General features: G+C 61.2%; 22 protein-coding genes and 1 riboswitch. Of the genes, 3 read left to right on the forward strand and 19 right to left on the reverse strand.

All coding sequences use genetic code 11. The features are described from left to right. Positions 1–23 precede the first annotated feature (23 nt). From EDC14_RS00460 to EDC14_RS00515, 13 genes are all read right to left on the reverse strand, one after another. Complete coding sequence (locus EDC14_RS00460; RefSeq protein ID WP_132012214.1) at positions 24–308, reverse strand: hypothetical protein; 285 nt, start codon at positions 306–308, stop codon at positions 24–26. A gap of 70 nt (positions 309–378) precedes the next feature. Next, positions 379–870, reverse strand: coding sequence for a phage holin family protein (locus EDC14_RS00465; protein WP_132012215.1), 492 nt, complete (start codon positions 868–870; stop codon positions 379–381). A gap of 168 nt (positions 871–1,038) precedes the next feature. Continuing rightward, the gene (locus EDC14_RS00470) at positions 1,039–1,386 is read right to left on the reverse strand and encodes a hypothetical protein (RefSeq protein WP_132012216.1); all 348 of its coding nucleotides are present in this window, start codon (positions 1,384–1,386) and stop codon (positions 1,039–1,041) included. Positions 1,387–1,392: 6 nt separating this feature from the next. Continuing rightward, complete coding sequence (locus EDC14_RS00475; protein WP_132012217.1) at positions 1,393–3,039, reverse strand: hypothetical protein; 1,647 nt, start codon at positions 3,037–3,039, stop codon at positions 1,393–1,395. Between the two features lie 5 nt (positions 3,040–3,044). Next, entirely contained in the window at positions 3,045–3,440 is a 396-nt protein-coding gene (locus EDC14_RS27645; RefSeq protein ID WP_341540135.1) for a DUF1799 domain-containing protein, read from the reverse strand. Further along, the gene (locus tag EDC14_RS27145) at positions 3,368–3,625 is read right to left on the reverse strand and encodes a hypothetical protein (protein WP_243662749.1); all 258 of its coding nucleotides are present in this window, start codon (positions 3,623–3,625) and stop codon (positions 3,368–3,370) included. Before EDC14_RS27145 ends, EDC14_RS27645 begins: the two co-directional genes overlap by 73 nt. Before the next feature lie 275 nt (positions 3,626–3,900). Next, on the reverse strand, positions 3,901–4,848 hold the full coding sequence (locus EDC14_RS00485; protein ID WP_132012219.1) for a phage tail tube protein: 948 nt from the start codon (positions 4,846–4,848) through the stop codon (positions 3,901–3,903). Between the two features lie 59 nt (positions 4,849–4,907). Further along, entirely contained in the window at positions 4,908–5,402 is a 495-nt protein-coding gene (locus EDC14_RS00490; RefSeq protein ID WP_132012220.1) for a hypothetical protein, read from the reverse strand. A 1,013-nt stretch (positions 5,403–6,415) separates the two neighbouring features. Next, on the reverse strand, positions 6,416–7,966 hold the full coding sequence (locus EDC14_RS00495; protein WP_132012221.1) for a cobalamin-dependent protein: 1,551 nt from the start codon (positions 7,964–7,966) through the stop codon (positions 6,416–6,418). Continuing rightward, the gene (locus tag EDC14_RS00500) at positions 7,967–9,055 is read right to left on the reverse strand and encodes an NAD/NADP-dependent octopine/nopaline dehydrogenase family protein (RefSeq protein ID WP_132012222.1); all 1,089 of its coding nucleotides are present in this window, start codon (positions 9,053–9,055) and stop codon (positions 7,967–7,969) included. A gap of 89 nt (positions 9,056–9,144) precedes the next feature. Next, entirely contained in the window at positions 9,145–9,462 is a 318-nt protein-coding gene (locus EDC14_RS00505; RefSeq protein ID WP_165907680.1) for an asparagine synthase-related protein, read from the reverse strand. Further along, positions 9,459–9,680: a hypothetical protein gene (locus EDC14_RS00510; RefSeq protein ID WP_132012224.1), complete on the reverse strand. Its 222-nt coding sequence runs from the start codon at positions 9,678–9,680 to the stop codon at positions 9,459–9,461. The genes EDC14_RS00505 and EDC14_RS00510 overlap by 4 nt, the downstream gene beginning before the upstream one ends. A gap of 179 nt (positions 9,681–9,859) precedes the next feature. Continuing rightward, a riboswitch (cyclic di-AMP (ydaO/yuaA leader) is annotated at positions 9,860–10,003 on the reverse strand. Positions 10,004–10,150: 147 nt separating this feature from the next. Further along, positions 10,151–11,488, reverse strand: coding sequence for a chloride channel protein (locus tag EDC14_RS00515; protein WP_132012225.1), 1,338 nt, complete (start codon positions 11,486–11,488; stop codon positions 10,151–10,153). Between the two features lie 398 nt (positions 11,489–11,886). Between EDC14_RS00515 and EDC14_RS00520 the strand changes: the two genes are divergently transcribed. Continuing rightward, the gene (locus EDC14_RS00520) at positions 11,887–12,270 is read left to right on the forward strand and encodes a response regulator (RefSeq protein WP_132012226.1); all 384 of its coding nucleotides are present in this window, start codon (positions 11,887–11,889) and stop codon (positions 12,268–12,270) included. A gap of 384 nt (positions 12,271–12,654) precedes the next feature. Here the strand turns inward: EDC14_RS00520 and EDC14_RS26495 are convergent, their stop codons facing one another. Further along, positions 12,655–12,822 carry a hypothetical protein gene (locus EDC14_RS26495; protein ID WP_165907681.1) on the reverse strand — a complete coding sequence of 56 codons (168 nt, stop codon included), beginning with the start codon at positions 12,820–12,822 and terminating at the stop codon, positions 12,655–12,657. Positions 12,823–13,643: 821 nt separating this feature from the next. On the opposite strand from EDC14_RS26495, the gene EDC14_RS00525 reads away from it, so the two are divergent. Then, positions 13,644–15,542 carry an APC family permease gene (locus tag EDC14_RS00525; protein ID WP_132012227.1) on the forward strand — a complete coding sequence of 633 codons (1,899 nt, stop codon included), beginning with the start codon at positions 13,644–13,646 and terminating at the stop codon, positions 15,540–15,542. Here the strand turns inward: EDC14_RS00525 and EDC14_RS00530 are convergent. From EDC14_RS00530 to EDC14_RS00550, 5 genes are all read right to left on the reverse strand, one after another. Next, complete coding sequence (locus EDC14_RS00530; protein WP_132012228.1) at positions 15,533–16,135, reverse strand: response regulator; 603 nt, start codon at positions 16,133–16,135, stop codon at positions 15,533–15,535. The genes EDC14_RS00525 and EDC14_RS00530 overlap by 10 nt on opposite strands. A gap of 92 nt (positions 16,136–16,227) precedes the next feature. Beyond that, positions 16,228–18,099 carry a HAMP domain-containing sensor histidine kinase gene (locus EDC14_RS00535; protein ID WP_132012229.1) on the reverse strand — a complete coding sequence of 624 codons (1,872 nt, stop codon included), beginning with the start codon at positions 18,097–18,099 and terminating at the stop codon, positions 16,228–16,230. Between the two features lie 15 nt (positions 18,100–18,114). Further along, the gene (locus tag EDC14_RS00540) at positions 18,115–18,354 is read right to left on the reverse strand and encodes a hypothetical protein (RefSeq protein ID WP_132012230.1); all 240 of its coding nucleotides are present in this window, start codon (positions 18,352–18,354) and stop codon (positions 18,115–18,117) included. Positions 18,355–18,389: 35 nt separating this feature from the next. After that, positions 18,390–19,508: a sensor protein KdpD gene (locus EDC14_RS00545; protein WP_132012231.1), complete on the reverse strand. Its 1,119-nt coding sequence runs from the start codon at positions 19,506–19,508 to the stop codon at positions 18,390–18,392. 670 nt (positions 19,509–20,178) lie between these two features. Beyond that, positions 20,179–23,190 carry a methyl-accepting chemotaxis protein gene (locus EDC14_RS00550; RefSeq protein ID WP_165907683.1) on the reverse strand — a complete coding sequence of 1,004 codons (3,012 nt, stop codon included), beginning with the start codon at positions 23,188–23,190 and terminating at the stop codon, positions 20,179–20,181. Positions 23,191–23,873: 683 nt separating this feature from the next. Between EDC14_RS00550 and EDC14_RS00555 the strand changes: the two genes are divergently transcribed. Further along, positions 23,874–24,053: a hypothetical protein gene (locus EDC14_RS00555; RefSeq protein WP_132012233.1), complete on the forward strand. Its 180-nt coding sequence runs from the start codon at positions 23,874–23,876 to the stop codon at positions 24,051–24,053. Positions 24,054–24,092: the final 39 nt, after the last annotated feature.

Below are 24,092 nucleotides of genomic sequence, written 5' to 3' on the forward strand. Positions count from 1 at the left end.
ATCATGCTATGGAAGAACGTCCGTCACTTGCAACGGGAGCGGCGCCGGAGCCGGACCGGGGGCTTCCCGGGGGTGCGCCGCAATAGATATTCCCGTTCGTTCCGGCGGTACTCGCGGTATTCGGCCTCGAACTCCGCAGCCTCCAGCCCCTTGGCTGCGAGAAAGCACCTCACCCCGGCGGGCAGCCGCTTGGAGAAGCCCCGCTTCAGATAATACAGGCTGGAATAGCTGATGTCGGCGGCCAGGCAGAATTGGCCGTTGTTATAGCCATACCGTTGCATCAATTCCACCACGGGATTTTGGTTCATGACAGTTCGTCTCCTTTTCGTTTTTTCACCCGGATCCGGGTGCATCATGAAAATGCACCTTTTTTGGGTTTCAGCCGCGCCAGGGCCCGTCATTCGCGGCGTCGCCGCCGGAATCGTTCAGCCGGCCCTGGATCGTCTTCATGATCTGGTCCAGCAACGGCGCGGGCCAATTCTTCAAGACGCAGATCTTCTGGAGATTCTCCAGAATTGAGTAGCTCTCGGTCAAAATGATGAAGCTCTCGATGACGGTGCGGATCACCGCGGTCAGCTCGGTCTGGCTGCAGAAGTTGCCCAGGATCAATAGGAATAAGTAGATACCCAGCTTCACCAGGCCGTGATAGAGGCGGCGGCTGTCCGGCCGGACCGCCGGATTGGCCCGGGCATGGTAAAACCCGGTGCCGAAATCCGCCAGCCACAACAGGATCACCGTGCCATAGACCGGCCGGAAGACCGGCCCGAAGAGCAGCTTCAGCAGCCACAAGCCGACCCCGGCCACGATCTTGGCCAGCGGAAACTCGGCCAGCCGTTGCAGGACATGAATCAGCCATGCTTTATCGTCCATACGGTTCACTCCTTTTACAAAAAAGCCATGTTAAAAGCCGGTCCCGTGGGGGTACCGGCTATGTGGGTGTCGTTTGCCGAATCATAAGGTCGAAACTTTGTTGTCAGGCCTTTCCTCCTCTCCTCCTTGGCAGGGAAAGAATTGGAGGTTAGGTCGCTTAACGCTTCCTCACGCCTCCCGCAAGGTCACTTCCCCGGACCACAGTCCGGGCGCGATGTTCTTGAAGGGCTGCTTCTCGGCGAAGCGCACCGTGTAAGTGATCCCGGTGACCGGATGGGTCCAGTCGAAGACCATGCTCTTGCCCCTAGCGGTGTCCCGCCAGAAGGTCATCAGTTGTTGATAGTCGGCCTCGCGCAGCGCGGTCCAGGAGAGAGTCCACTTGCCCCGCGAGCGGGTGAAGCGCGGCCGGCTGATCTCGCTGCCGTCCTCGAAGCTGCTGGCGATCCCGACATCCTCCCACTCCTCGGTCAACGGATAGACCGGCGCGGCGATGGCCGGAAATACGATCTCACTCATTTTGCTCTACCTCCCCGCGTATACGACGTCGCGCACCCCGCCGACATTGCGGGCCAGGGCGTCCAGCCAGACGTCGACCACATAGCGCTGGCCGTCGAAGTGCGATTCCTGCTTGGCCGTCACCTGCTGGCCGCTGTTGTTGATGACGTTCACCGTCACCTGCGGCGCGGCTTGCTTGCCCGAACCCAGCTGGTGATTGGGAATGATCGTCCCGCTGGTATTGGGGACGAACACCTCCGGTCCCCGCTCGCCAACGATATAGGTACTTCCCCCGGTAACCGAGCCGCCCTCGGCTTTGAAGAATATGCCGGTTAAGTTATTCACAAGCATGTTTAGCATATTATTCGCGAACGATTGAACAACGTTATTGGCGAGACTCTTCAGATAATCACCGAAACTTTTCATTTTACCGTTTAAAACATCTTGGAATATAGCATCAACGGTAGTGCTGGCGGCCGTCTGAACCCCTCTCTGCCAGGCATCTCCGATGCCAGTAATCGGCATTGGCTTTGAGGTCGTCAACTCGGATTTATCTGATTTGTCGGATTTATCTCCGGTCTGACCCGGATCCGTGGTCTCGCCCGTTTTTTCGCCACCATTCTTCCCATCACCGTTCTTCGCGCCCGGTTGGTCGGCCGCGGGTGTTTGGTCTTTGGCGGGAGTGCTTCCGCCCTCCGTCGCTTTTTTGGGATCGGTCGTCACCGGGGTTGTCGTGGATGTTTTCTCGGCGATGGGAAGCTTGTCGATGGCCTCTTTAATCTTCTTTTTGAAGTCCTTCCAAAGATCGTCCAGGTGTAATTCCTTTCCGGTAAGAATATTCGTAATAATACTGCTGGCAAAGGCCTTGAAATTATCCTCGACGATCTGGTCGATCCGCTCCGACAGCGTTTTCTGCTCCGTAGCGCCGGTTCCGGCCTCCGGCGTATTCCCGGCGCTTGACTGCGCCTTCACCGGCGTCTGAGGTGTAGGGGCCGGGGTCGGAGTGGGAGTCGGCGTTGTCTTCTCGCCGCCGGCGCCAAGTTTATCGATGGCTTCCCTAATTTTTTTCTTCAGGTCCTGCCAAAGGTCGCCGAATTTGAGCTCTTTTCCGGTAAGAATATTCTTGAAAATGTTTGAAGTGAAGTTCTTGAAATTCTCCTGGATGATTTTTAAAATCTGATCCGTTAGGGCTTGTTTTTCCTTAGCCGGATCGGTTTTCTCCGGTTCCGTCTTGGTCCCTTCGGGTTGAGTCGTAAGCTTCGGCGACTCCTTCTTCTTCTCCGGCTGGGGCTCTTCCTTTTTCTTGTCGGCGATGGGGATCTTATTGATCGCATCCCTGATCTTGTTCTTCAGATCCTGCCAAATTTCATCCAGGGATTTACCGCTGAGAATATTCTTCAACAGATCTTTGGTAGAACGTTTCAGGTTATCCTGAATGATTTTCATGATCTGATCGGTCAGCGTTTCTCCGGCCGTTTCACCAGCGCCGCCTTCCTTGGCCGGCGTTGTGCCGCCGGAACCCGATGTGGTTTTGCTTTTGCTCACCAATTCCTGGACCGACGTTGATACTTTGTTCAAGGTTTCACTGATCTGCTGGAGCGTCTTACTAGAAGCTTCCGACAGATCGGCCAATGCCTTTAGCTGTGTACTTATGGTTTGATCCATTTCACTCAAAACGATCACCCCTCCTTCCTCAATCTCTCCATCTCTCCCATCTCCAAGCGGCGCAGCTTTCCGAAGACCGCCGGCGTGACCTCGATCCCGTGGATCGCGGCGATCTGCAGCACCGCCGGGTAATCCAGGCCGACCGGAGCGCCCAGGCCAATCCGCCACTGGGTATTGGCGAGCAGCCAGAGTTTCCAGGCCGGCCCGTTCTCGGGCAGGAGCTCCGGGCAGCGGTCCTCGCAGGACTGGCAGTCATGCCGGACGCCGGTCCGGTCCTGGGTCTCGTGGCAGAGGGCGCAATAGCGGTTGCGCCCCTCCGCCCACCAGGACCAGACCGTCAGGAGTTTTTTGCCGCGGCCTCGCTCACGCTGTAGGTCAGCTGATAGGTGCGGGTCGCCAGCTCCAGACAGCTCGAGTACGGGGTATTGCCGAAATCGAAGTCCCGGTACACATGGTCGAGCATCCAGTCGACCATCTCCGCGTTCACCTTCATGGTGAGATCGTCGGCGCGGAAGGCGGGATCGAGCCCGGCCTCGCGCAGCGCCTTGATCTCGGCCCGGGTCAGCGCCCGGGCTTTCGGCATCGTTGGATTCATAGCAGATTCCTCCTTGGTTGATTTGAATGATATGCCTATCTCCTAACCCTCGGCCCTTTGCGGCTGATGTCCGTCCTTGGGCGCCGCAAGCTTAAACCTTCCTGGCTCTGGCTTCCCGGATCGGGAAACCACCGGGCTCCGGGGCTCAAAAGCCTTTGGGCTTCGTAGGATATCGGTTGCTCGCCCAGGTCCGGGCCTGAGCCACGCTGGTTCAAGCCCGGTCCATGGATGGAGTACCCGGGGGAGAGCCGAGAGAGAGGATAGATCGTTCCGCCTTACGCGTAGGTCGTCTGGCCGTTCTTCAGGGTCACCACCAGCGCGCCGCCTTGGGCGTTGTTGCCGTAGAAGGCGCGGTAGGGCAGCTCCACCAGGATCCCTTTGGAGCCTTCGATGCCGGGGGCGTTCCGTTCGTAGACGATCTCCGGCAGCAGGAATTCCAGGCTATGGGCGCCGTTGGTCAGCTTGAGCGAGAGCGAGGATTCGGTCCCGGCCAGCGCCTTGTCGAGTAATGCCTTGTTCTCGAAGAAAGCCTTGATCTCGCCGGAGATCTTCATCTGGCCTTCGGGGAGACTGGTCCGGTAGCCGCCGCCGCCCAGGGTGTAGCCCTCGGGTAACAGGCCGAACTCCACATTCAGGGTGGCGTTGGTCACCGTGGCGATGCTGGCGCCGCCTTCCTGGATCGAGGCTTGGTAATTATTGAAGCGGGCCAGGTTGATCGCGGTCGGGCTGGCCACGAAGCTGGCGGTGGCGACAGTCTCTTTGGCGCCGAGAATGTCGATGTTGGCGACCAATTCGGCGTCGCCGCCCAGGTTGAGGGCGAACTTGTTGACCTTGCAGCCGTTAAAGAGCTCGTAGACCCCGATATCGGGGAAGCCTTGCTCCAGCACCAGCGACGGCTGGCTGTCCCCGGCCTTGAAAACGTGGCTGTAGGGGTCGGCGCTGCCGGTGGTGACCGGCGCGCCGAACATCGCCTTCAGCCAATAACCGATGCCGACTTCGTCCACCGGCGCCACCACGGTCCCGGAGACATCGATATTGCCCCGGACCGGTTCGGCCGGATCACGCCGGCCGCTGACGGTGGCCGAATCGACCAGATTCTGTTTGGACTTGACCTGGGCCGAGTTGACCGGGAGTTTGAATCCGGTGGGCGAAGCCGGGGTCTGCCCGTAGCCGGACTCGAAACCCGCCACCAATTGCGCTTTGAAACCTCTTGCTTGTGCCATGATATAGGCCTCCTTATTTTATTGAATTCAATATTAATCCAAGGGATGAAATGGCGGCATTAATAGTTCAGCCCGCCGCCCATGGCGGGCACGATATACAGCTTGACCTCCATCGCGCCGGTGAAGCGCGGCGAATAGCCGCCGGACGCCAGCGCCTCCTCGGTCAGTGGGAAATACTTGACATAGGAGATGGGATTGGCCGGGCTGGCCTGGGCGATCTCATCCAGGATCAACTGCCCGAGCTGGTCGCAGTCGTAGATCCCGGCCAGCTCCGTGACGCCGTCGGCCGCGGTCCGGTCGGGATTGACGATCGCCCATTGCACCGGCACCGCGTAACGGTATTGCTTGCGGTCGGTCCCCTCCGTCTTCCAGCCGGGCTGGATCAGGATATAGGGGCAGTCGGCGTCGGCCGGCGGCCGAGCCGGATCGCTCCCGACGAAGATGGCCGGGGCCTTGCCGTACTTGGCCTGACAAAAATCATGAATCGTCTGGCTCTGCCGGAGCCGGTCCCGCCAGCCGGCGATAATGCCGGTGAGTAACAAACCTGGAACCATTGGGATTCCCCCTTTCCCCGCCGTTCCCGTCCCGGATCCTGGAATCCGGGACGGGAGCGGCAGCGACTTCTGTTTGGAACTGCAGTTTTACTTTCTTTGGTAGGCCTACGTTCTTCTGCTTCTGGCTTTCTTCTTTTCGGTTCCGCGTTTCGCGGGGCGCGGCCGTTCCTTCTCGAACCGCCGCGTAAAAAAACCGCTCCCCATCGTCCGGACGATGGGCAACGGTCGCGGTCCGGCGCGCGCGGCGCCGGAGCCATCTATGTCGAATCCGCTCCCGGGACCGGTCCCGCCGATCCTTCGATCGGCTGCCGCGCCGGAAAAACGGATGAACGACCCAGCCCGGCCGGAGGACGCCGGGCATCAAAAAATCCGCCGGCCAAAACGGCTCAAAGCGGATGATAGTGTCTTTGATTCTTTCTTTTCGGTCGATGGTATCATTATATCACGGGTAAACCCGGTTTGGAGTATCGCTTCCGTATCCGGTTTGTACGGCGTTCCCCGCTCCGGTCTTCTCATTAGTGAACAGCAGAAACAAAAAATCCGCCAGCTTTAGTTAAGGATGGATTGAGCTTCTCTCGATTCTGGCGATGGTACCATTATATCACGGGTGAACCCGGTTTGGAGTATCGCTTCCGTATCCGGTTTGTACGGCGTTCTTCCCCAGCCTTTTCCCTGAGCTCTAACCCTCATTCTTGCTTTCTTCCCGACATTGGACTCGCGTCGGCCGTCCCTGGCCTTCCCGGCCCCGAGGAGAAACGAAGGTCTTGTAGGCCGCCAAACTTCTTAACCCCCAAAAGGCTCCACCGCACTGTAGTTCGTTTCTCCCTGAGGGAGAAAGATAGAATGAGGGGTGGGTCCCAGAGCCAGTTTCTTATTCTTTGGCGGATAACTTGATAATCATCATGCGACTGGGTATCACTCCCCGCGCCCGGCCTCCCTTACCGGCGGTATCCGGGTCAATGCCGCGCGACGGCGGTGATTTCATCCGCCAGCGACGCCGCGCTATTCCCGCTTCACCCCGTCCGCCGCCGCTGCGCCGGCTCCGGCTCCCGGAGCAGCTGCGGCGCGGTCAGGATGCCGCGCCGGACCGCCGCCGCCAGCACCCCGGGGTCGGTCAACGGCTGATCCTGGCTGAGTCCGGCGACGGCCTCAATGATCCGCAACGCCTGGTCGAGCAGTTCCCGCTTGCGCAGCAGTACCGAGCGCTCGTGGCGCATATCGGGCATGCCCTGCCAGGCGTCGCGGATCACCCCCTGAACGATCTGGCAGCTCTCCACGATCTCGGCCGGAGTGGCCGCGTGATCCCCTTCGCAGAAGCCCACCACGTGGACGATATGCGGCCGGACCTGGAGCGACAATAAAGTTGTGGCGGCCAGCTGGCCCTTGGCGATGGCCGGCTGCGGCGCCAGGCTGGCCAGTCCGGCCCGGACCTCGCGCCAGATCCGGAAGTTGTCGTCCGCCAGCTGCCCGACGATCTCCAGCTTGGCGAGCATCTTGGCCAGATCGGCCGCTGGCGCGATCCCCGCCGGCGTATTCCACATCAGTTGCAGGATGAAGTCGTTCACGCCCTGAGCCTTGGCGTTAAAGGCCGCCAGGTACGCCGCTCCCACGGCCACCTCGTCGGCGGCGCCGCGCAGGCTCCATTGGTGGGCGTCATTCACCTCCACCGGCAGCTGGCGTTGGGCATACCAGGCCATCGCCGCCTGGTTTTCGCGGATCGCCGCTTCCAGCGGCCGCTCCGAACGGCCGTCTAGGGCGCTGTACCAAAAGAGGGGGATCGCCGCCCAGGCGTTGTGCAGTTCCCTCACGCTCAACTCCGCCCACTGCAGCAGGTCCTGGGTCCCGCTATAGATGCGCAGCAGCGGATAGTTGCCGGTCTGGGCGGCCCGGTACAGCCGGCCCAGATCCTCCGGCCGGCGCAGCGGCACCCCTCCGGCGCCCTGCTGAGCCGGGTCCATCTTTTCCGGCCGGAAGAAAAACTGCTGGGCGTTTTGATCGGGGCCGATCGAGATCACATCCAGCGCCTTGGATTCGGCCAGCGTCGCCACGCCGCGGACGGTCTCCTCCAGATCGGGCAGTCCGAAATGGTGCCGGATGATCGGGTACGGCTCCTGCAGCGCGATCCGCTCCCGGAAAGTCCGGCCCCAGGAATTCTCTCCGGGGGCGTGCGGCTTGCCCTGCAGCCAACGGCGGACCTCGGCCTCGTTCTCCGTGCCGTCGAAAGTCATGGCAAAGATTCCGCTCTGTTCGGCCTCGCGGCAGACCGGCGGGGTTCCGCCGCAGAGCCAGACCGTCTTCTCCACGAGCTTCTCCTCCCGGAGCCTGGTGGCCAACTCGGCAAAGAGTTTCGCCGCCACCTGGGGCGTTAGGCGGTAACTGAGCGCCACAAAGTCCGGCCGTTCGGCGGCCACCGCCTCCAGGATCGCCGCCACCGACCAGCCGACTCCGGCGAAGACGGTTTGATAGCCGCATTCCTCGGCCAACTGCAGAAAGCGGTGGATCCCCGCCACGTGAATGCAGTTGCCAAGCGTGCAACCCCAGATCTTCAAGCCGTTCACCTTCATCTAAAATCCCTCCAATGCGATATGCCGGATCTGCTTCTGGGTGAGGCCGGCCAGGCCCATCCGCTCGACGGTCCGGCCCTCCCGCCAATAGTCGCACTCATTCATCAGTCCGGCCAGCCCGATCAGGTGCCGGATCGTCGGCGTGGCCACGCCCAGGGTCTCGCCGATGGAAGCGATGGGCACCAGGCTCATCGGCACGTCCTCCCAGAGATAGCGGTGGTCGATGGTGGCCGGCGCCTGAATCCCCTTGTAGCCGGAGTTATTCCTGATGGCCTGGTAGAGCGTTTTGCCATGGGCGTCGTAGGCCATATACAGCCACTCCCGGGCGGTCATCGCCCGGATGCCGAGCGCCGCCGCCACCGCCACCCGTTCGGCGTCGACCCGCTCCAGCACCTGGGCCACAGCCTTGGTGATCCCCTCGAAATAGAACTGGAACTCGCCCCGGGTCGACTCGATCCGGGCCGCGTTCAACACCATCAGCGCCGGATGGAAGACCGCGCCGATATTGTCGAGGCCGGTCTTGATGACATTATCCCCCGGCACGAACTGCGGGAAGACCGGATGGATCCGTTCGAGCAGGTCGACGGTCTGATGGCCCGGCAGGGCGGCCAGCGGCACCGAGTTTTTGATGCCGAAGACCTTCACCTGGCCCGGATTGGTGTTGCGGCAGGCATAGAGCAGGGTCTGGGCCTCCCCCAGCAATACTTCTTGGTGGACGCCCGCCTCTTTGAAGACTTGGCGAAACTCGAAGGCGCCGCCGGTCCGGCCGGGGTTCAGGATGATCGCCTGGCCGTCGCGGAGATGGGGGGCCAATTCCGCGGCCAGATAGCGGTGGCCGCTGGCCGGGACCACCACCATCAGCACATCGGCGTCGCGGACCGCCTCGGCAATGTCCGAGGTCACCAACTCAACCGGACCTTTTCCTTCCACCACGCCCGACAGCTCGATCCCGCCGGCGTTGCGGATCGGAATCAGCCGCGCCTCGCTGCGGTTGAACAAACGCACCGAGTAACCCATGCATCCCAGATGTCCGGCCATGGCCATGCCGCCGTGGCCCGCTCCCAATACTGCAAAACGGAGTTGACTCATATTCGGATACCCCCTTCATTTGGGTTGTTTTTTGGTAACCGATAGGTCTCTCAAAGAGCTGTGGTAACCCGGCTAAAAAGCCGGAAGGGTCACAGCGATTGCTTGAAGCAAGTGATAAAGTCAGCCGGCAGCGCCTCCCAGATCTCGACCGGCTTTAATAGGTATTCATGATGGGTGGTTCCCAGAAGTCCGGCAACATGCTGGGCATAATCCCGGTCGGCGCCGTCCTCCGTAGCCACGCTGAAAGTGTGCATCTTGGTCCGGTCCTCGCGGATCAGGGCGGTGATCAGGCTGGAATCCAGCCCGCCCCTGAGAAAGCTGCCCAGGGGCACATCGGCCATGAGCCGTTTGCGGACCACCGCCCGGAGCCGGGCCCTGAATTCGGCCAGGCGCTCCTCCCAGCTCATCTCGGCTTCAAATTTGCGCGGCATCCGGTAGTAGGGCTGGCAGTCCTGGTCGGCTGCTGTCCGCCCGCCGGGTCGACGATGGCCAGCCGGGTGTGGCCCAGCTTGAACCAGTCGCCGACCGCCACTCCGTGGTCGTCGGGGCCGCGGTGTTTCAACTTAAAGAGCGGCAGCGGCAGCGCCGCGATGTCATTCCCAAAATAGCCACAGATGCCGCACATCAAAATTCCTCCTTAGATTGTCGTCGTGTCGTGCCGACGCCCCGGAAAACGGTTTGAGATACGCCGCACCCCGCGGGAGAGGGCTCTTCCGAAACTTCGGCCGGGGGAAAAGTATAGGGGATTCCGTTCCGGGGATACGAAAAGGCCATGGAGGAAAGACCATGGCCTAAAAAACCAGTTTGACCTCTCTTGCAACGCTGACGAAGTTAGCTGACGGGTTCGGATTGAAGAGTAACCCTAGCCGGCCGAGGGGTTCGGCCGTCATTCACCCCGGAAATTGGTTCCCCCGTTCCCCGGTTATGGGGATTAAGCGTTCCTGGCAATTATGCGGTTGTTTGGCGAGGCCGCGTCCGGCTTCAAGCCAGCCACGGCGCGAAGTGGTTAAGCTTTATTTTAACAAAGTTGACCAAAAAAGTCAATCTGACCCTATTGCCGTCCGGCTGCGGCGCCTGCCCCAAACCCGCGCCGGCTCAGCTGTTTTTGTGAAAAAGCGCCTTCCTTAGCAAATACAGGATCTTGCCCGGCTGATTCCGGATCTCCAGGTCATCCACTTTTTCAAGCTCTTTCATCAAGGGGACGTTGATCGAGGCGCTTTTGCTAACCCCCAGAATCTGGCTGGCATAGACGCTACGATGGCCGGCCGCGGTGTAGCTGACCAGACAGGCAATGGCCGCGTATGGGCCGATCTGCGGTCCTAAGATCTCAATCGCCATGACCGATGCGGCGATGGGCGTGTTGGCCGCCCCGGCCAGCAGGGCCACCATGCCGATGGCCGCGAAAGCGCCGGTGTTCAAATGAAAGAGCTGGGCCAACGCGCTCCCGGCGGTGGAACCGATGAAAAAGACCGGGGTCAGGATGCCGCCGCTCCCACCCATGCTCAAGGTAATCGCGGTGAAAAGAATTTTGCCCAGGAAAGCCAGAGGCGGCACCGGGCCGCCGTTGATGGCCGCCTCCAGGGTCTCGACGCCGAGCCCCAGATAGAGCGGGGAGAAGATCAGGGCCAGTCCGGCCAAGATCGCGCCGCCGACCAATCCCAGCCACGGCTTCCCGACCGGCAACTTCTTCGCGTAGGTCTCGGCGAGCTTTAGGGCTTCCACCAGCAATAACGCGACGAGGCCAAAGAAGACCCCGGCCAACAGCATCTCCATGAGGAGCAACTGCGAAAAGCGGGGCAAGAGGATCGCCTGGTGAAAATAGTGAATCCCGAAGCTGGTGGCGATCTGGAAACTGACGATGGCCGCCACCAGCGCCGGAAACAGCACTTCCTGCAGGACTTTGCCCAGGACCAGCACTTCCACGGCGAATAGCGCCCCGGCGATGGGCGTCCCGAAGACCGCCGCGAAACCGGCGCTGATGCCGCAGATGACCAGCTTCTTGCGGTCTTCCTTGGTCAGTTTCAGGAGATCGGCCATGGACGAGGCCATGCCCGCGCCGATCTGGGCGCAGGGTCCCTCTTTGCCGGCCGAACCGCCGAAGGCCAGCGTGATAATGGTGGCGACCAGCTTCACCGGCACCACCATCAGTTTGATCTTGCCCCAGCGTTTATGAACCGCCTCGATCACCTTCTCGGTGCCGTGCCCTTCGGCGTCCGGCGCCAGATGCTTCACCAGCAGGCTGCTGAGGAAGAGCGCCAGCGGCAGCAGCAAGAAATAGTAGCGGTGCCCCTGGACCGCCGCGCCGCTGAGGCCCAGCGCCTTCAGGAAGACGGTCGTCGACAGCCCGACCACCAATCCGACCAGCGTGGCCAGGATCGCCCATTTGATGATGCTCACGAATAATACCGTTTCCTCTAAGAAAGTCTTGCGCATGATATCCCCCAATGGAATCGTCGGATGGAGCGACGCCCCGCCGCGCCTCATCTCCATCGCTTAAATTTTGGCTTCAATTGCCAGGACGGACTGGAACAGACTCGAAAACACGCCAAATACCGCGATGGGCGTCCGACCCGATCGCGGCGGATTGCAAAATGGCTTTCCGGGTGGAAAAATCCGAGACCCATTTCTTATTTTACCCCTCGTAGCTGCAATTTTCAAGTTTGCAACCGGCTGGAACAAAGAATCCGGAGGTGAACCCCTAAAAATTTTTATTTGAAAAAAAGCCGGGCCGGCGCGGGGATTGTAAATTTTTTTTACAAATTGGATGGATAATGTAGGAATTGATGGAAAGGACAGCGAATGATCCGGGTGTTACAAAGGAGGGCGCATAGATGGATAGCGTTTTAATCATTGACGATGAGCCGACGATTCTGTCCGTGATGGAGGAGATCCTGTGCGAGGCGGGCTATGCAGTGAGCACCGCGGCCAGCGGTTCCGCCGCCCTGGAAAAACTCAAACGGGAGCCGCCGCCCCGGCTAATCCTGGTCGACCTGTACATGCCGCAAATGGGCGGGAAAGAGTTCCTGGCGGCGCTCGGCGCCATTCCCGAACTCCGGGATATTCCGGTGATCCTGGTCACCGGCACCATCCCCGACCCCAGCGAATTTCCGCCTCAAGGCACCTATGCCGATTCCATCGCCAAACCCTTCGACATCAACGATCTGCTCCAGCGGGTGGCGGCGCTGATTGCCGGGAATGCGGCGAAAGTGAGCTAAACCAAGCCCTTGGCCTACGCCAGGGGTGTACCAATCTTCGCTGGCCGGGGCGGATCACGCTCCGCCGCTCGGAGCGGCATATAGGTTGCAATCAGTTTTTATCCATTCAAAATCATTGCAACCTATTTCCTTGATTCATAAGTTGAAATAAATACCGCGATTTGTCCTTTTCCGGCCTCTTTCACGGCTGGAAAAGCTTATTCAAAAATTTATTTCAACTTATATAGCTTTGCCATGCTTGGGACGGCCACGCCGGAGGAGAGTGTGAGGTGAGCTTACAAACGATGGTCGGAGCGGTAAAGCAAGGGGTCAAACTTGTCCAATCGTTTCGTTCTCTTCGGGAAAACAGCGCTGCCGTCACGCCAACCGGGGCTTTCTCCGGTTTTAACTGGCCAATTCCTCCGCCAGACGATCGCGTTCGTTGAGCAAGCGGTCGACTTCGTCGCCCAGGCGTAAAACCTCCCAATCGGTCTGGCCTTTCTGTTCAAACAACCTGCCCAGCCGCTTCTTAATCTCTTCCAACCGCCTGTCTACATCTTTCAAACTACGCACTGCACTCGACTCCCCATCGTTTTTTCACACGTTAAAAATTATATCGCATTGACTCGAAAAGGCAAGTCACAAATTTGTTAAAATTTTCTAGCTGGGACATCTTCGAAACCCTTCTGCCGAGCGGATTTCGAGCCTTTGGCTTCGGGGATTTCCGGCTCGTTTTCTTATCATGCCAGTGTGGATACAATTGCCCCACCGCCGGCGGGCTGAAAGATTTTATATGTCGTATACGTCTCCGACAATCCGGGCGCCTGTACCGGGGTGGCCGCGACATCCCCAACCAGACGGCGCTTTTCAAATTGCCGCCTCTCCAAACCATACCCACAAAAAGTAAAGCTTAAACGAGGTTTGCCTGTGAATCGCCCCGCTGTTTGCGGCAGATCGCCCGCCATAGCCCGGAGAAGAATCCAGAGCCCCGATCCGGCGGCTTTATTTCCGCCCCCGGCGGGGCTATAGTATTAGAATGGATCGCCGAGGCAGACGGGCGGTTCAAAGTCAAAAGTCACAAGTTTGAAGTCATAAGTCATAAGTTCAAAGTCATAAGTTCAAAGTCATAAGTTCAAAGTCAAAAGTCAAAAGTCACAAGTTCAAAGTCAAAGGCAGGGCAGGAATCTCCCCCAGCCTTCCACGACATTGGACTTACGTTTTTGGCCTACTTGACTTGGGACTTTGGACTTTGGACTTTCGACTTTGGACTTTGGACTTTGGACTTTGGACTTTGGACTTTGGACTTTCGACTTTCGACTTTAGAGACTTTAGACTTTAGACTTTCGACTTTAGACTTTGGACTTTTGTGGAAAAACGAAATCGGGTGAGAAAGCATGAATTGGTTAAAGCGGCTCATCATCGGGCGGCCTCTGGAGAATGAAGCGTTGCAACACGAGAAATACAGCGTCTTTTGGGGGTTGCCGATCCTGTCGAGCGATGTCATTTCCTCGGTGGCCTATGCCACCGAAGAGATCCTGCTGGTCCTGATCCCTGCCGTGGGGCTGTTATCCTACCATTATTTATCCTATATTTCCGGGGCGATCATTCTGCTGCTGGCGATCCTGACCGTCTCCTACCGCCAGACCATCCGGAGCTACCCTTGCGGCGGCGGGGCCTACATCGTGGCCTCCGACAACCTGGGCACCCGGGCCGGGGTGGCCGCCGGTGCGGCGCTGGCCCTGGATTATATCCTGACGGTGGCGGTCAGCATCTCCTCAGGCGTCTTCAACCTGGCCTCGGTCTTTCCGGTCCTCCTCCCCTATCAGGTGGAGCTGGCCATCCTCTTCCTACTGATCATCTTTATCGGCAATCTGCGGGGCATCAGCGAATCGTCCAAGCTGTTCGGCATTCCCGCCTATACCTTCATGTTCGCCATCATCAGCATGATCGTAGCCGGGATCGCCAAGGTGAAGCTGTTCGGCTACGTCCCGCCCGAGCCGGTCCTGAGCCACGCCGGGATGGAACCGTTGAGCCTCTTTCTGCTCCTGCGCGCCTTCTCCTCGGGCTGCGCGGCGGTGACCGGGGTCGAGGCGGTCAGCAACGCGGTGCCCAATTTCAAGGAGCCCGCCGCCCGCCATGCTCAGAAGGTCCTTTTCAGCCTCTCCCTGGTGGTGCTGATCCTCTTCGGCGGCCTCACGATCCTGGCCAACCTGTACCACGTCGTGCCCTCGGAGAGCAACTCGGTGCTCTCCCAGATCAATGCCCAGATCTTTGGGCACAGCTTCATGTATTATTTCGTCCAGTTCACCACCATGGTCATCCTGGCCCTGGCGGCCAACACCGCCTACGCCGACTTCCCGATGCTCTTCTCGTTGATGGCCCGGGACGGCTTCGCCCCCCGCCAGCTGTCGCAGCGCGGCGAGCGGCTGAGCTATTCCAATGGCATTCTGGTGCTGACCTTGGTGGCCGCGCTGCTCATCATCGCCTTCCGGGCCAATGTCACCCAGCTGATCCCCCTCTACGCGGTGGGCGTCTTCCTCTCCTTCACCCTGTCGCAGACCGGGATGACCCTGAAATGGATCCGCTCCCGCGAGCCGGGCTGGCTGCTCAAGGCGGCGGTCAACGGCCTCGGCGCCCTGGTCACGCTGGTCACCGTGCTGGTCATCGGCGTCACCAAGTTCCTGCACGGCGCATGGATCATCATCGTGGTCATTCCATTCCTGATGACGGTGCTGCTGAAGATCAAGCGCCATTACCTGGCAGTCGCCGAGCAGCTGCGGCTCTCCCCGGAGGAGCTGGAGGCGATCGATTTCGCCCGGGAGTCCTACCGCAACCACGTGATCGTCCCGGTCGCCAGCGTCAACCGGGCCAGCGTCCGGGCGCTGCGTTACGCCCGGACCATCTCAGGCAACGTGGTCGCCTTCAACGTGGCCACCTCGCCCGAGGCGGAGGAGCGGATCCGCGAGAAATGGGCCCACCTGAACACCGACATTCCGCTGGTGGTCCAATACTCGACCTACCGCAAGGTCATCGAACCGCTGCTGGAATTCATCGAGTCCTACGAGCTCCACAACTACCGGAAAGGCGACATGATCACCGTCATCCTGCCCCAATTCACGGTGCGCTCGCCGTGGCAGTGGTTCCTGCACAACCAGAGCCGGCTCTTCATCCAGCGCAGCCTGCTCCGGCACAAGCACATCGTGGTCGCGACCATGCCGCTCCAGCTGAGACTGGACCGGGAGGTCCTCCGGGACCCGCAGCCGCAACCGCGGCGCCGGCCGCTTCACCCCTGAAACTCGGCGGCGATCCGGTAAAAACGCCGCGCCTCCTCCAGCTCGCCCCGGGCCTCGTGGACCCGGCCGATCAGCGCATAGACCGCGCCGTCCGAAGGGTCGATGGCCAACGCCTTTTTGAGCTGGGCGTAGGCTTCGTCGGGGTTTCCCTCCGCCAGCAGCCGGCGGGCCGCTGCCAGGCAGGCGGCGGCCGATTCGGGCGGCGGCGGAGCCGGTTCCGGTCCGGCCGGCGCCTCCTGGGCCAGTTCCGCCAGGACATGGCGGATCTTGGCGGCGGTGAAAGGCTTCTGCAGATAGGCCACTGCGCCGAGCCGGGTGCAGTCCACCGCGTTTTTGACCGTGGCGAAGGCGGTCATGATGATCACCGGCGTGGCGATCCCCTGGCCGCGCAGGCGGCGCAGGACCTCGGTCCCGCTCAGCTCGGGCAGCTTGATGTCGAGGAAGATCCATTGAAAGGCTTCCGCCGCCGCCAGGGCCAGCGCCTGCTGGCCGTCGCAGGCGGTCCGCACCTCGTACCCCTCCACTTCCAGACAGGTCGTCAGCAGGGTCCGGATGTTCTTGGTATCGTCGACTACCAGGACTTTGGGCCGCATGGGTCCGTCACCTCATTCCAATAAAATAATCTGTGATTATCAAGTTAACTTGAGTAGACGGAGGGATCCATCGAACTGACCCCTCCGGCCCGCTACTCCGCCAGCCCCAGCGTGAACAGGAAGGTGCTGCCCTCGTCCATCCGGCTCTCGCACCAGATGGTCCCGGCGTGGGCGGCCACGATCTCCTTGGCGATGGCCAGCCCCAGGCCGGTGCCGCGCACCTCCAGATCGTACCCCCGCACCTGAACGAACTTGTCGAACAGCTTATCCAGATATTCGGAGGGAATGCCCAGGCCGGTGTCCCGCACCGCCACGCAGACCCGGCCCTGGCGGAGGCCGGCGCTGACCCGGATCTCGTCCCCGGCGCCAGTGTATTTGAGGGCGTTGCCGATCAGGTTATTCAATACCCAGCTGATCTTCTCGGGGTCGGCCATCACCCGGGGCAGGTCGTCGGGGGCGTCGAAGCTCAGGCTGACCTCCCGGGCGGCGGCGATCCCCAGGAACTGTTTGACCGCCTTCTCAAAAAGGCCCCCCACCGCGCAGGGCTGGAACTTGAAGAGCGCCCGGGCCGACTCGATCTTGGAGAGCTCCAGGAGGTCATTGACCAGCTTGGCCAGGGCCTCGCTGTCCTCGTTCAGGGTCGCCACCAGCTCGCGCTGCTTGGCGTCCAGCGTGCCGATCTTTCCCTCCGCCAGCAGGCTCAGGCCCATCATCACCGAGGTCAGCGGGGTCTTGAACTCATGGGAGATGGTGGCGATAAAATCGGTCCTGACCTTCTCCAGCCGTTTGATCTGGGTGATGTCCTGGAGCAGGACCACCAGGTGGTCGGCAGCGGCGCCGGCGCCCGGCACCGGCCGCACGATGACGTGGTAATAGCGGTCCTCGTCCGGAGCGGGTCCGGGCAGCCGGAGCAGCTGCCGGTCCTCCCCGCCGCTCCCGGACCCCTCCCGGGCGGCGGCCACCAGCTCCAGCAGGCCGGCGTCGTGGGCCACCTCCAGTAGCTGCCGCTGGAGCGTCATTACCTCCGGTAACTGCCGCTGGAGCGCCTCCCCCTCGGCGGTGGCGAAGAGCTCCTCCCCGGCGGGATTGAGCAGTTGGATCCGATCATTGGCGTCCAGCACGATCAGCGGATCGGAGATGCTTTTGACGATGGCCAGCGACCGGTGCTTCTCGGCCATCAGCTGGCCGACGGTGCTCTGCTCGAACTGCATCAGCCGCCGGGTCATGCGGTTGAATTCCGCCGCCAGCTCGCCGATTTCGTCCCGGTAGACGATCTGCGCCTGCTGGCCCAGGTCGCCGGCACGCACCCGCTTGACCGTCTCCTTCAACTGGTCGATGGGGCGGAAGAAGCGGTCCACAAAATAGCGCGAGGCCCCGAAACCGCCGGCCACCGCCGCCAGCGAGACCGCCAGGACCAGGGCCAGCCCTTGCCGGGCGTGGGCCGTCGCCCGCTGCTTGCTCCGGAACATCGCCCGTTCGTTGAGGGTCTCCACCCGGTCCAGGCAGCGGCGGATCTCCTGCAGTCGGGGCCGGACGACGCCGTCGTAAAGGACCCGCGCCGGGCCTTCCCCCGCCTCCCGCCGCAGCGTCCGGAGCCGCGCCGCCAGCCTCACGAACTCAAGGTAGCTCCGGCGCAGCCGGACGGCGACGCCCCGCTCGCCCGGCTCGCTGATGTTCCGCTCCTCTTTGCCCAGGGCGGCCAGGAACTCCTCCCGCTGCTCCCCGAAGGCCGCCCGCCCCCGGCCGCCGCCCGCCCGGAGATCGAGTTCCAGCGCCTGCTCCTGCCGGTCCAGGCTCTGGCGCATCTGATGGACCAGCTTGATGCTGCCGTAATTGGCGGTGAGCAGGCCGCCGATAGTATGGCTCAGCCGGAACAGATTCAAGGCCGCCGTCAGGCCGATGGCCGCGCTCAAAAGGACCAGCGCCAGATAGATCAGGGTGATCCTGCCCTTGAAGGTTTTCATCATGCCACTCATCTCTCATCGCAATGCTTCCCGCCGGACCGCCGGACTCCCGGCAGCCTCCGCCAAACCGTCCGGCGGAACCTCCCGGCCGTTCGGACGACCCGCCGATGGCTGCGGCGGAACCGCCGGGCCCCATTCCGGAACCGCTCCGGTCCCCGGCGAAACCTCCGGCCGCCCGGCCGGCCCCGCTCCGGGGGTCCGCACCGCCGCCCTGCGCGCCGGCGGTTCCGCCGGGCGGCACAGCCATGGTTCCAAACGCCTCCCCCGCCCCTCGGGCGGTCCCCGTCATCCTACCCTTCCCGGCCGGCGGTGGGGATCACGTGCACCGCCACGTCGCTGACCTGGCGCAGCAGCTTGTAAATGGTCGAGCCGCGCAGCAGGGTCTGGAGGCCGGAGCGCCGGGAATGGCCGATGACGATCTGGGTGACATGCCGCTCCTGGGCCAGCCCAGCCAGGGCGGCGGAGACGCTCTGGCCCCGGAGGACGACAATTTCCGCCCCCAGCTGCCGGGCGAGCTTGAAATGCCCCTCCAGCCGTTCCCGGTCGCCCGGAGTGAGCGGGGGAGCGAAGCGGTGGGTGCATTCGACGTAGACTACCAGCCATTCGCAGCGGTAGCGTTTGGCGATGCGGGCGCCGCGCCGGATCAGCATCTTGGCCGTGGGGCCGGCGGCGATGCAGACCATCACCCGCTCGGCCGCTTGCCAATTGGCCCGGATCCCCTGCTCCGCCAGGTACGCCTCCAGATCCTCGTCCGCCTCCTCGGCGGCGTGGCGCAGCGCCAGCTCGCGCAGGGCGTTCAAGTTCCCCGGGCGGAAGAAATTCTTAACTGCCGGGCTGATTCGCTCCAAGGGGTAGATCGCGCCGCGCTGCAACCGGTTGAGCAGGGCGTCGGGAGTAATGTCCACCACCACCGCCGCCGCGGCGTCGACGATCCGGTCGGGCACGGTCTCCGCCACCGTCAGGCCGGTAATCTCCCGCACCACGTCGTTCAGGCTCTCCAGCTGCCCGATATCCAGCGTGGTCAGGACGCTGATCCCCTGGTCCAGCAGCTCCAGCACGTCTTCATAGCGTCGGGCATGGCGGGCGCCTGGGGCGCTCGGGTGGGCCAGGTCGTCGATGACCGCCAGCTCTGGGCCGCGGGCCAGCAGCGCCGCGCTGTCCAGTTCCTCCAGGACGGTTCCCTCATGCTCCAGGCGCAGCCGGTCCAGGACCTCCAGCCCGCCGATCTGGGCGGCGGTCTCGGGGCGGCCGTGGGTCTCCACGTAGCCTACGACCACGTCCTGGCCGCGTTCGGCGCGCCGCTGGGCCTCGTTCAACATCGCGCAGGTCTTGCCCACGCCGGGAGCGTAGCCGATGAAGATCTTCAACTTGCCGCGCCCGGGCGCGGCCCCTGCTTCCCGCTGGTTCATCCGCCGGACTCCTCTTTTTGGGAATATCAGAGAATTGCATCATTCCCGTGACAAGCCCTGTGGCCACACGATAGAGAGCAAAGTCCGGATAGACCTATCGATATGTTGTGGACCAAAGCTTATTATGGAAATTATGCAATTCTCTCATTTGATGAGATTATACCACAATGGCCGGTTTTCGCCAATTTGGCACCCGGCGCGCGCAAAAAAAGCGCCCGGAAGAAACGGTCTCCCGGGCGTAGGGTTCGGTTTAGCCTGCATCCGTCTCTTGGTTCTCCCCGCCGGTAACCCGTCCTACAAAAGGTTTTCACTATATCCTCTCAATATTCGACCCAAAGTCCGGCACGACGCCGGACGCGCGGAATGGATACACGGACGTATCACCTGACGTCGCCGTCGCAGCATCCGCAGGCAACGCCGCCAGGGATGGCAATTCCTTTCATGAGGGACCCGCGACTCGGAGGAGCGGGATGGGGGGTCAAGGGGGCACTCGCCCCTTGCGGCGGGGGTACCGACCTAGGGGGTTTGCCGCCAAACCCCCTGGCCGACCTTAGCACAGGATGTATTTGGATAGGCAATTTTCTCAACTTCTAAATAAAAAGCAGCCCGCCCGAGGGAAATCCCCCGGGCGGGCGAAGAACGGCGGGAGCGGCGTGGACGCCGCCCCGGGTCAACTCAATAAACGGAAACGGCCCACCATCTCCCGGAGATGCTCCGCCTGGCTGGTCAGCTCCTCACTGGTGGAGGCGCTCTGCTCGGAGGTGGCGGTGGTGGTCTGGGTCACCTTGGATACCTGGTTGATGCCCTGATTCAGCTGGGCGATCCCGGTGGCCTGCTCGTTGGAGGCGTTCGCGATCTCTTTGACCAGGTCGGCGGCTTGGGTCACATCGCCGACGATCTGGGTGAGCGAGGCCGCGGTCTGGCCGGCGATCTTGGCGCCGTCCCCGATCTTGCGGATCGAGCCTTCGATGAGCTCGGCGGTTTCCTTGGCCGCCTGGGCGCTCCGGCCCGCCAGGTTGCGGACCTCCTCGGCCACCACCGCGAAGCCTTTGCCGTGCTGGCCGGCGCGGGCGGCTTCCACCGCCGCGTTGAGGGCCAGGATATTGGTTTGGAAGGCGATCTCGTCGATCACCTTGATGATCTTGGCGATATTGGTGGCTGCCTCGTTGATGCTGCGCATGGCGGTCAGCATCTCCTGCATTCGGTCGTTGCCCTGTTGGGCGTTGACCTTGGTCTGGCCGGCCAGCTCATTGGCCTGGCCGGCCCGGGAGGCATTCTCCTTGGTCTGGGAGGCGATCTCGGCGATCGACGCCGACAACTCCTGAATGGTGGCAGCCTGTTCGGTGGCGCCCTGCGAGAGCGCCTGGCTGCCGTCGGAGACCTGGCGCGACGCCGACGCCACCTGACCGGCGGCCCGGTTGATCTCGCCCAGGATCTGGTTGAAGGAATCGATGGTGCCGTTGAGCGCGTTCTTGATCCGCGCGTAATCGCCCTGGTAGTCGCCTTGCACCCTCCGCTCCAGGTTGCCCTGGGCCATCTCGTCCAATACCGCCGCGGCCTCGGCGATGGGCTGCACCATCGCGTCGAGCAGCTGGTTCAAGCCGACCACGATCGCCTGGTATTTACCCACAAATTTTTCGGAATCGCCCCGCACCTCCAGCCGGCCGGCGACGGCCGCCTCGGAGATCCGGTTGGTCTCGTCGATGACATCTTGGATCACTTGCATCGTCCGGAGCACCGCCGGCATGATCTGGTCGTTTTCGGAGCGTTTGCCGACTTCGCTCAGTTCCTGGAAGCGGCTGAAATCGCCCTGGGAGAGCCGGATGAAAACATCCTGCACTCCGAGGAGCTGGGACCGGACCAGATTGATCTGCCCGGCGAACTCGTGGAGCATGCCTTGGTAGGAGCCGGTCATCTCCAGCGTGTAATCATTCACCGCCAGCCGGCCGAGGACCGTTCCGGCCTCGGTCAACGGCGTAATCACCGCGTCCAGGGTGGCGTTGAAGCCCTCGATCACCCGGCGGTATTCGCCGGTGAATTGAGCGGCGTCGCCTCTGGTCTCCAACTGGCCCGAGCTGGCCGACTCCGAAAGCCGCACCGACTCGTTCACCAGGGCCAGCACATTCTCCATCAATTGAATGAAGGCCGGGATCAACTGGTCGTTCTCGCTGCGTTTGCCGATGGTTTTCAGGTCGGTGAGGTCGCCGAAGTCGCCATGGGCCATGTTGTCGAAGATGATCTGCAGGTAGAGCAGTTGATCATGGACCAGGTTCAAGGCGGTGGCGATATCGCCGAAGACGCCCTGATAATCGCCGGTGACTTTTTCGGTGTAATCGTTGTTGGCCATCTTTTGCAGCACTTCGTTGCATTCGGTCAAGGCGCCCAGCCCTTCGATACAAGCGTTCAGGCTGTTCTTCAAGGTATTGAAATCGCCCTGGTAGTCGTCGGTGATGGGCGGCGGAATGGTGCCCTTGCCGATCTGCTCGACGCAGGCCGCGGCCATGTACAAGGGGCCGATCACCGCGTCCAGGGTCTCGTTGATCCCCTCGACCACCCGGCGGTATTCGCCGGTGAAGCGGTCCGCCTCGCCCCGGACGGCCAATTGGCCGCCGCCGGCCGCAGCGGTCAGTTTGTTGGTCTCGGAGACCAGTTCTTGCAGGGTTTCCACTACGACCTTGATGCTCTTGGCCAAGAGGTCGTTCTCCGACCGCACGTTGACCGTTACGTTCAGATCGCCGGCGGCCAAACGCTCGGCTACCTCGGACTGCTCGCGGATGGAGCCGACCATCTGGTCGAAGGCGCTCAAGAGCACTCCGGTCTCATCCTTGCTGGCATCGGTCAGATCGACATCGACATCGACGTCGCCCACGGCCAGTTTCTGAGCGGCCTCGGTCAGACGGCGCATCGGCTTGCTGATGTTGCGGGAGATGCCGATTCCCAAGCCGACGGCAACCAGCATTCCGATAGCCACCAGAATCCCCATCCACCAGGTGCTGCTGGCGGCGGCGTTGTTGTTGCGGGTGGTCCGCTCCAGCGCCGTCATGGTGTTTTGCTGATAAAGCGCGTCAATGGAGCTGGCGACGACTCCGGCCAGCGGCTTCAGATTATTCAGCATCCGTTCGGTGGCCGCGTCGTTTTTGCCCGCTTTGACCAGGTCCATGACTGCCTTCTGTTCCGTCGCATACTTTTGGAGATACTCTTTCAGGCTTTCAATCTGGTCCGAACCGGTTGAACCGCCCTGAAGAGCCAGCTTGCTTGCATATTCGTTGAGTGCGGCGTCGATTTCCATCAATTCCAGGTTGATGGCAGGCTCATACATCGAGCCGGAACGCCGGTCGATGATGGCGAAGGAGGTGTCCGCCCGCAGCTGCCGGAACTGAATGGCCAACCGGTACAGCGGTTCCGATGACAGGATGTTGTCCTTGTACACCAGCTGCGACGCCCGGTTAATCTGGTAGATGTTGAGGGTTCCGACCAGGCCGATGGCTCCGGCGATCAGCGCCACGATCGCAAAGCCCAGGGTCAATTTGACGCCGATCTTGAAATTGCTGAACCGTTTGGTCAAAAAGTTGAAGCAGGGCCCAATGGTTCGAAACAATTTGCCAAAGACCTTGGCAAAGACCTTGGCGACGCGGCCGAGAGCCGCCCCGACGGCCTTCCCCACTTTCAAAAGCTGTTCCATTTGTTTTCCTCCCTGAAACCGTGAATTCCTTGCACCGAAAGTAGCCTTACGTTTTTCGTTGGGGATAGCCATTCCATGACCCGGGACTTCCCTGCCGCACCATGGTAAGGCCCGGGCTGGTTGAAGAACCGTTGCTCCGTTTCATCAGGCCAAAGCCTAATACGAGGCCCCGGCCTGCCGATTTTGGTGATCCTCAAACAACATTTTCGTGATAAAGCCCAATCCTCCAGTGAAGGTATACAATTGTAATTTCGGTAAGCTTTCCTAAGTTCTTAACAAAATATTGTAAAATTTTTTATCATCCTGCCAAATCCGGCCATTCAAAGCCCGCCCGGCCGCGGGGTTCAAAGGCGGCGGAGGCCCCGCCGCCAGCCGCTCCGGCCCGCTTTGCTTCCGCAGCCGCGGTTCCGGTCCGGCGGTTTTTTCATCCGCTATTCATCCGATGTTAAACTGTTCTTAACGCCTCGCGAAGGCGGGGTTTTATTACGGTCCCTTCCCGGGAAGCCGGCCGCCCCACCGGCCCGGATCCTTGAAGCGAAGGCTTTGCTCAGCTAACGGTCTTCCCGGAATAAACTTGCTAAAGAGATTGGCGAAACCGGCCGATGAAGAAATCAGACTCTAGAAAAAGGTGAATTCAAGGTGAACTCAACGGATTGGAATGTACCATCAGGGAGGGGGATTCAGTGTTTAACAAGATACCCAAATGTTTACTCGAGGCGGAACTCATCTTGCAGATCGGACAGATCCAGTATTTCCTCGACAAGGTGGCCGATGTCGACGCCACTGCCCGGGAGGAAGTCGACCAGGCTTTGAAACATTTGTACAAAGCCAAGAAGATTCTCAAGCTCGACCAGGTCAATTAAGCCAGTCTTGCGAAAACATCAGTTCTGAACGCTTTATTT

It is taken from the genome of Hydrogenispora ethanolica, from assembly GCF_004340685.1.
In the GTDB taxonomy this organism is placed as follows: Bacteria; Bacillota; UBA4882; order UBA8346; family UBA8346; genus Hydrogenispora; species Hydrogenispora ethanolica.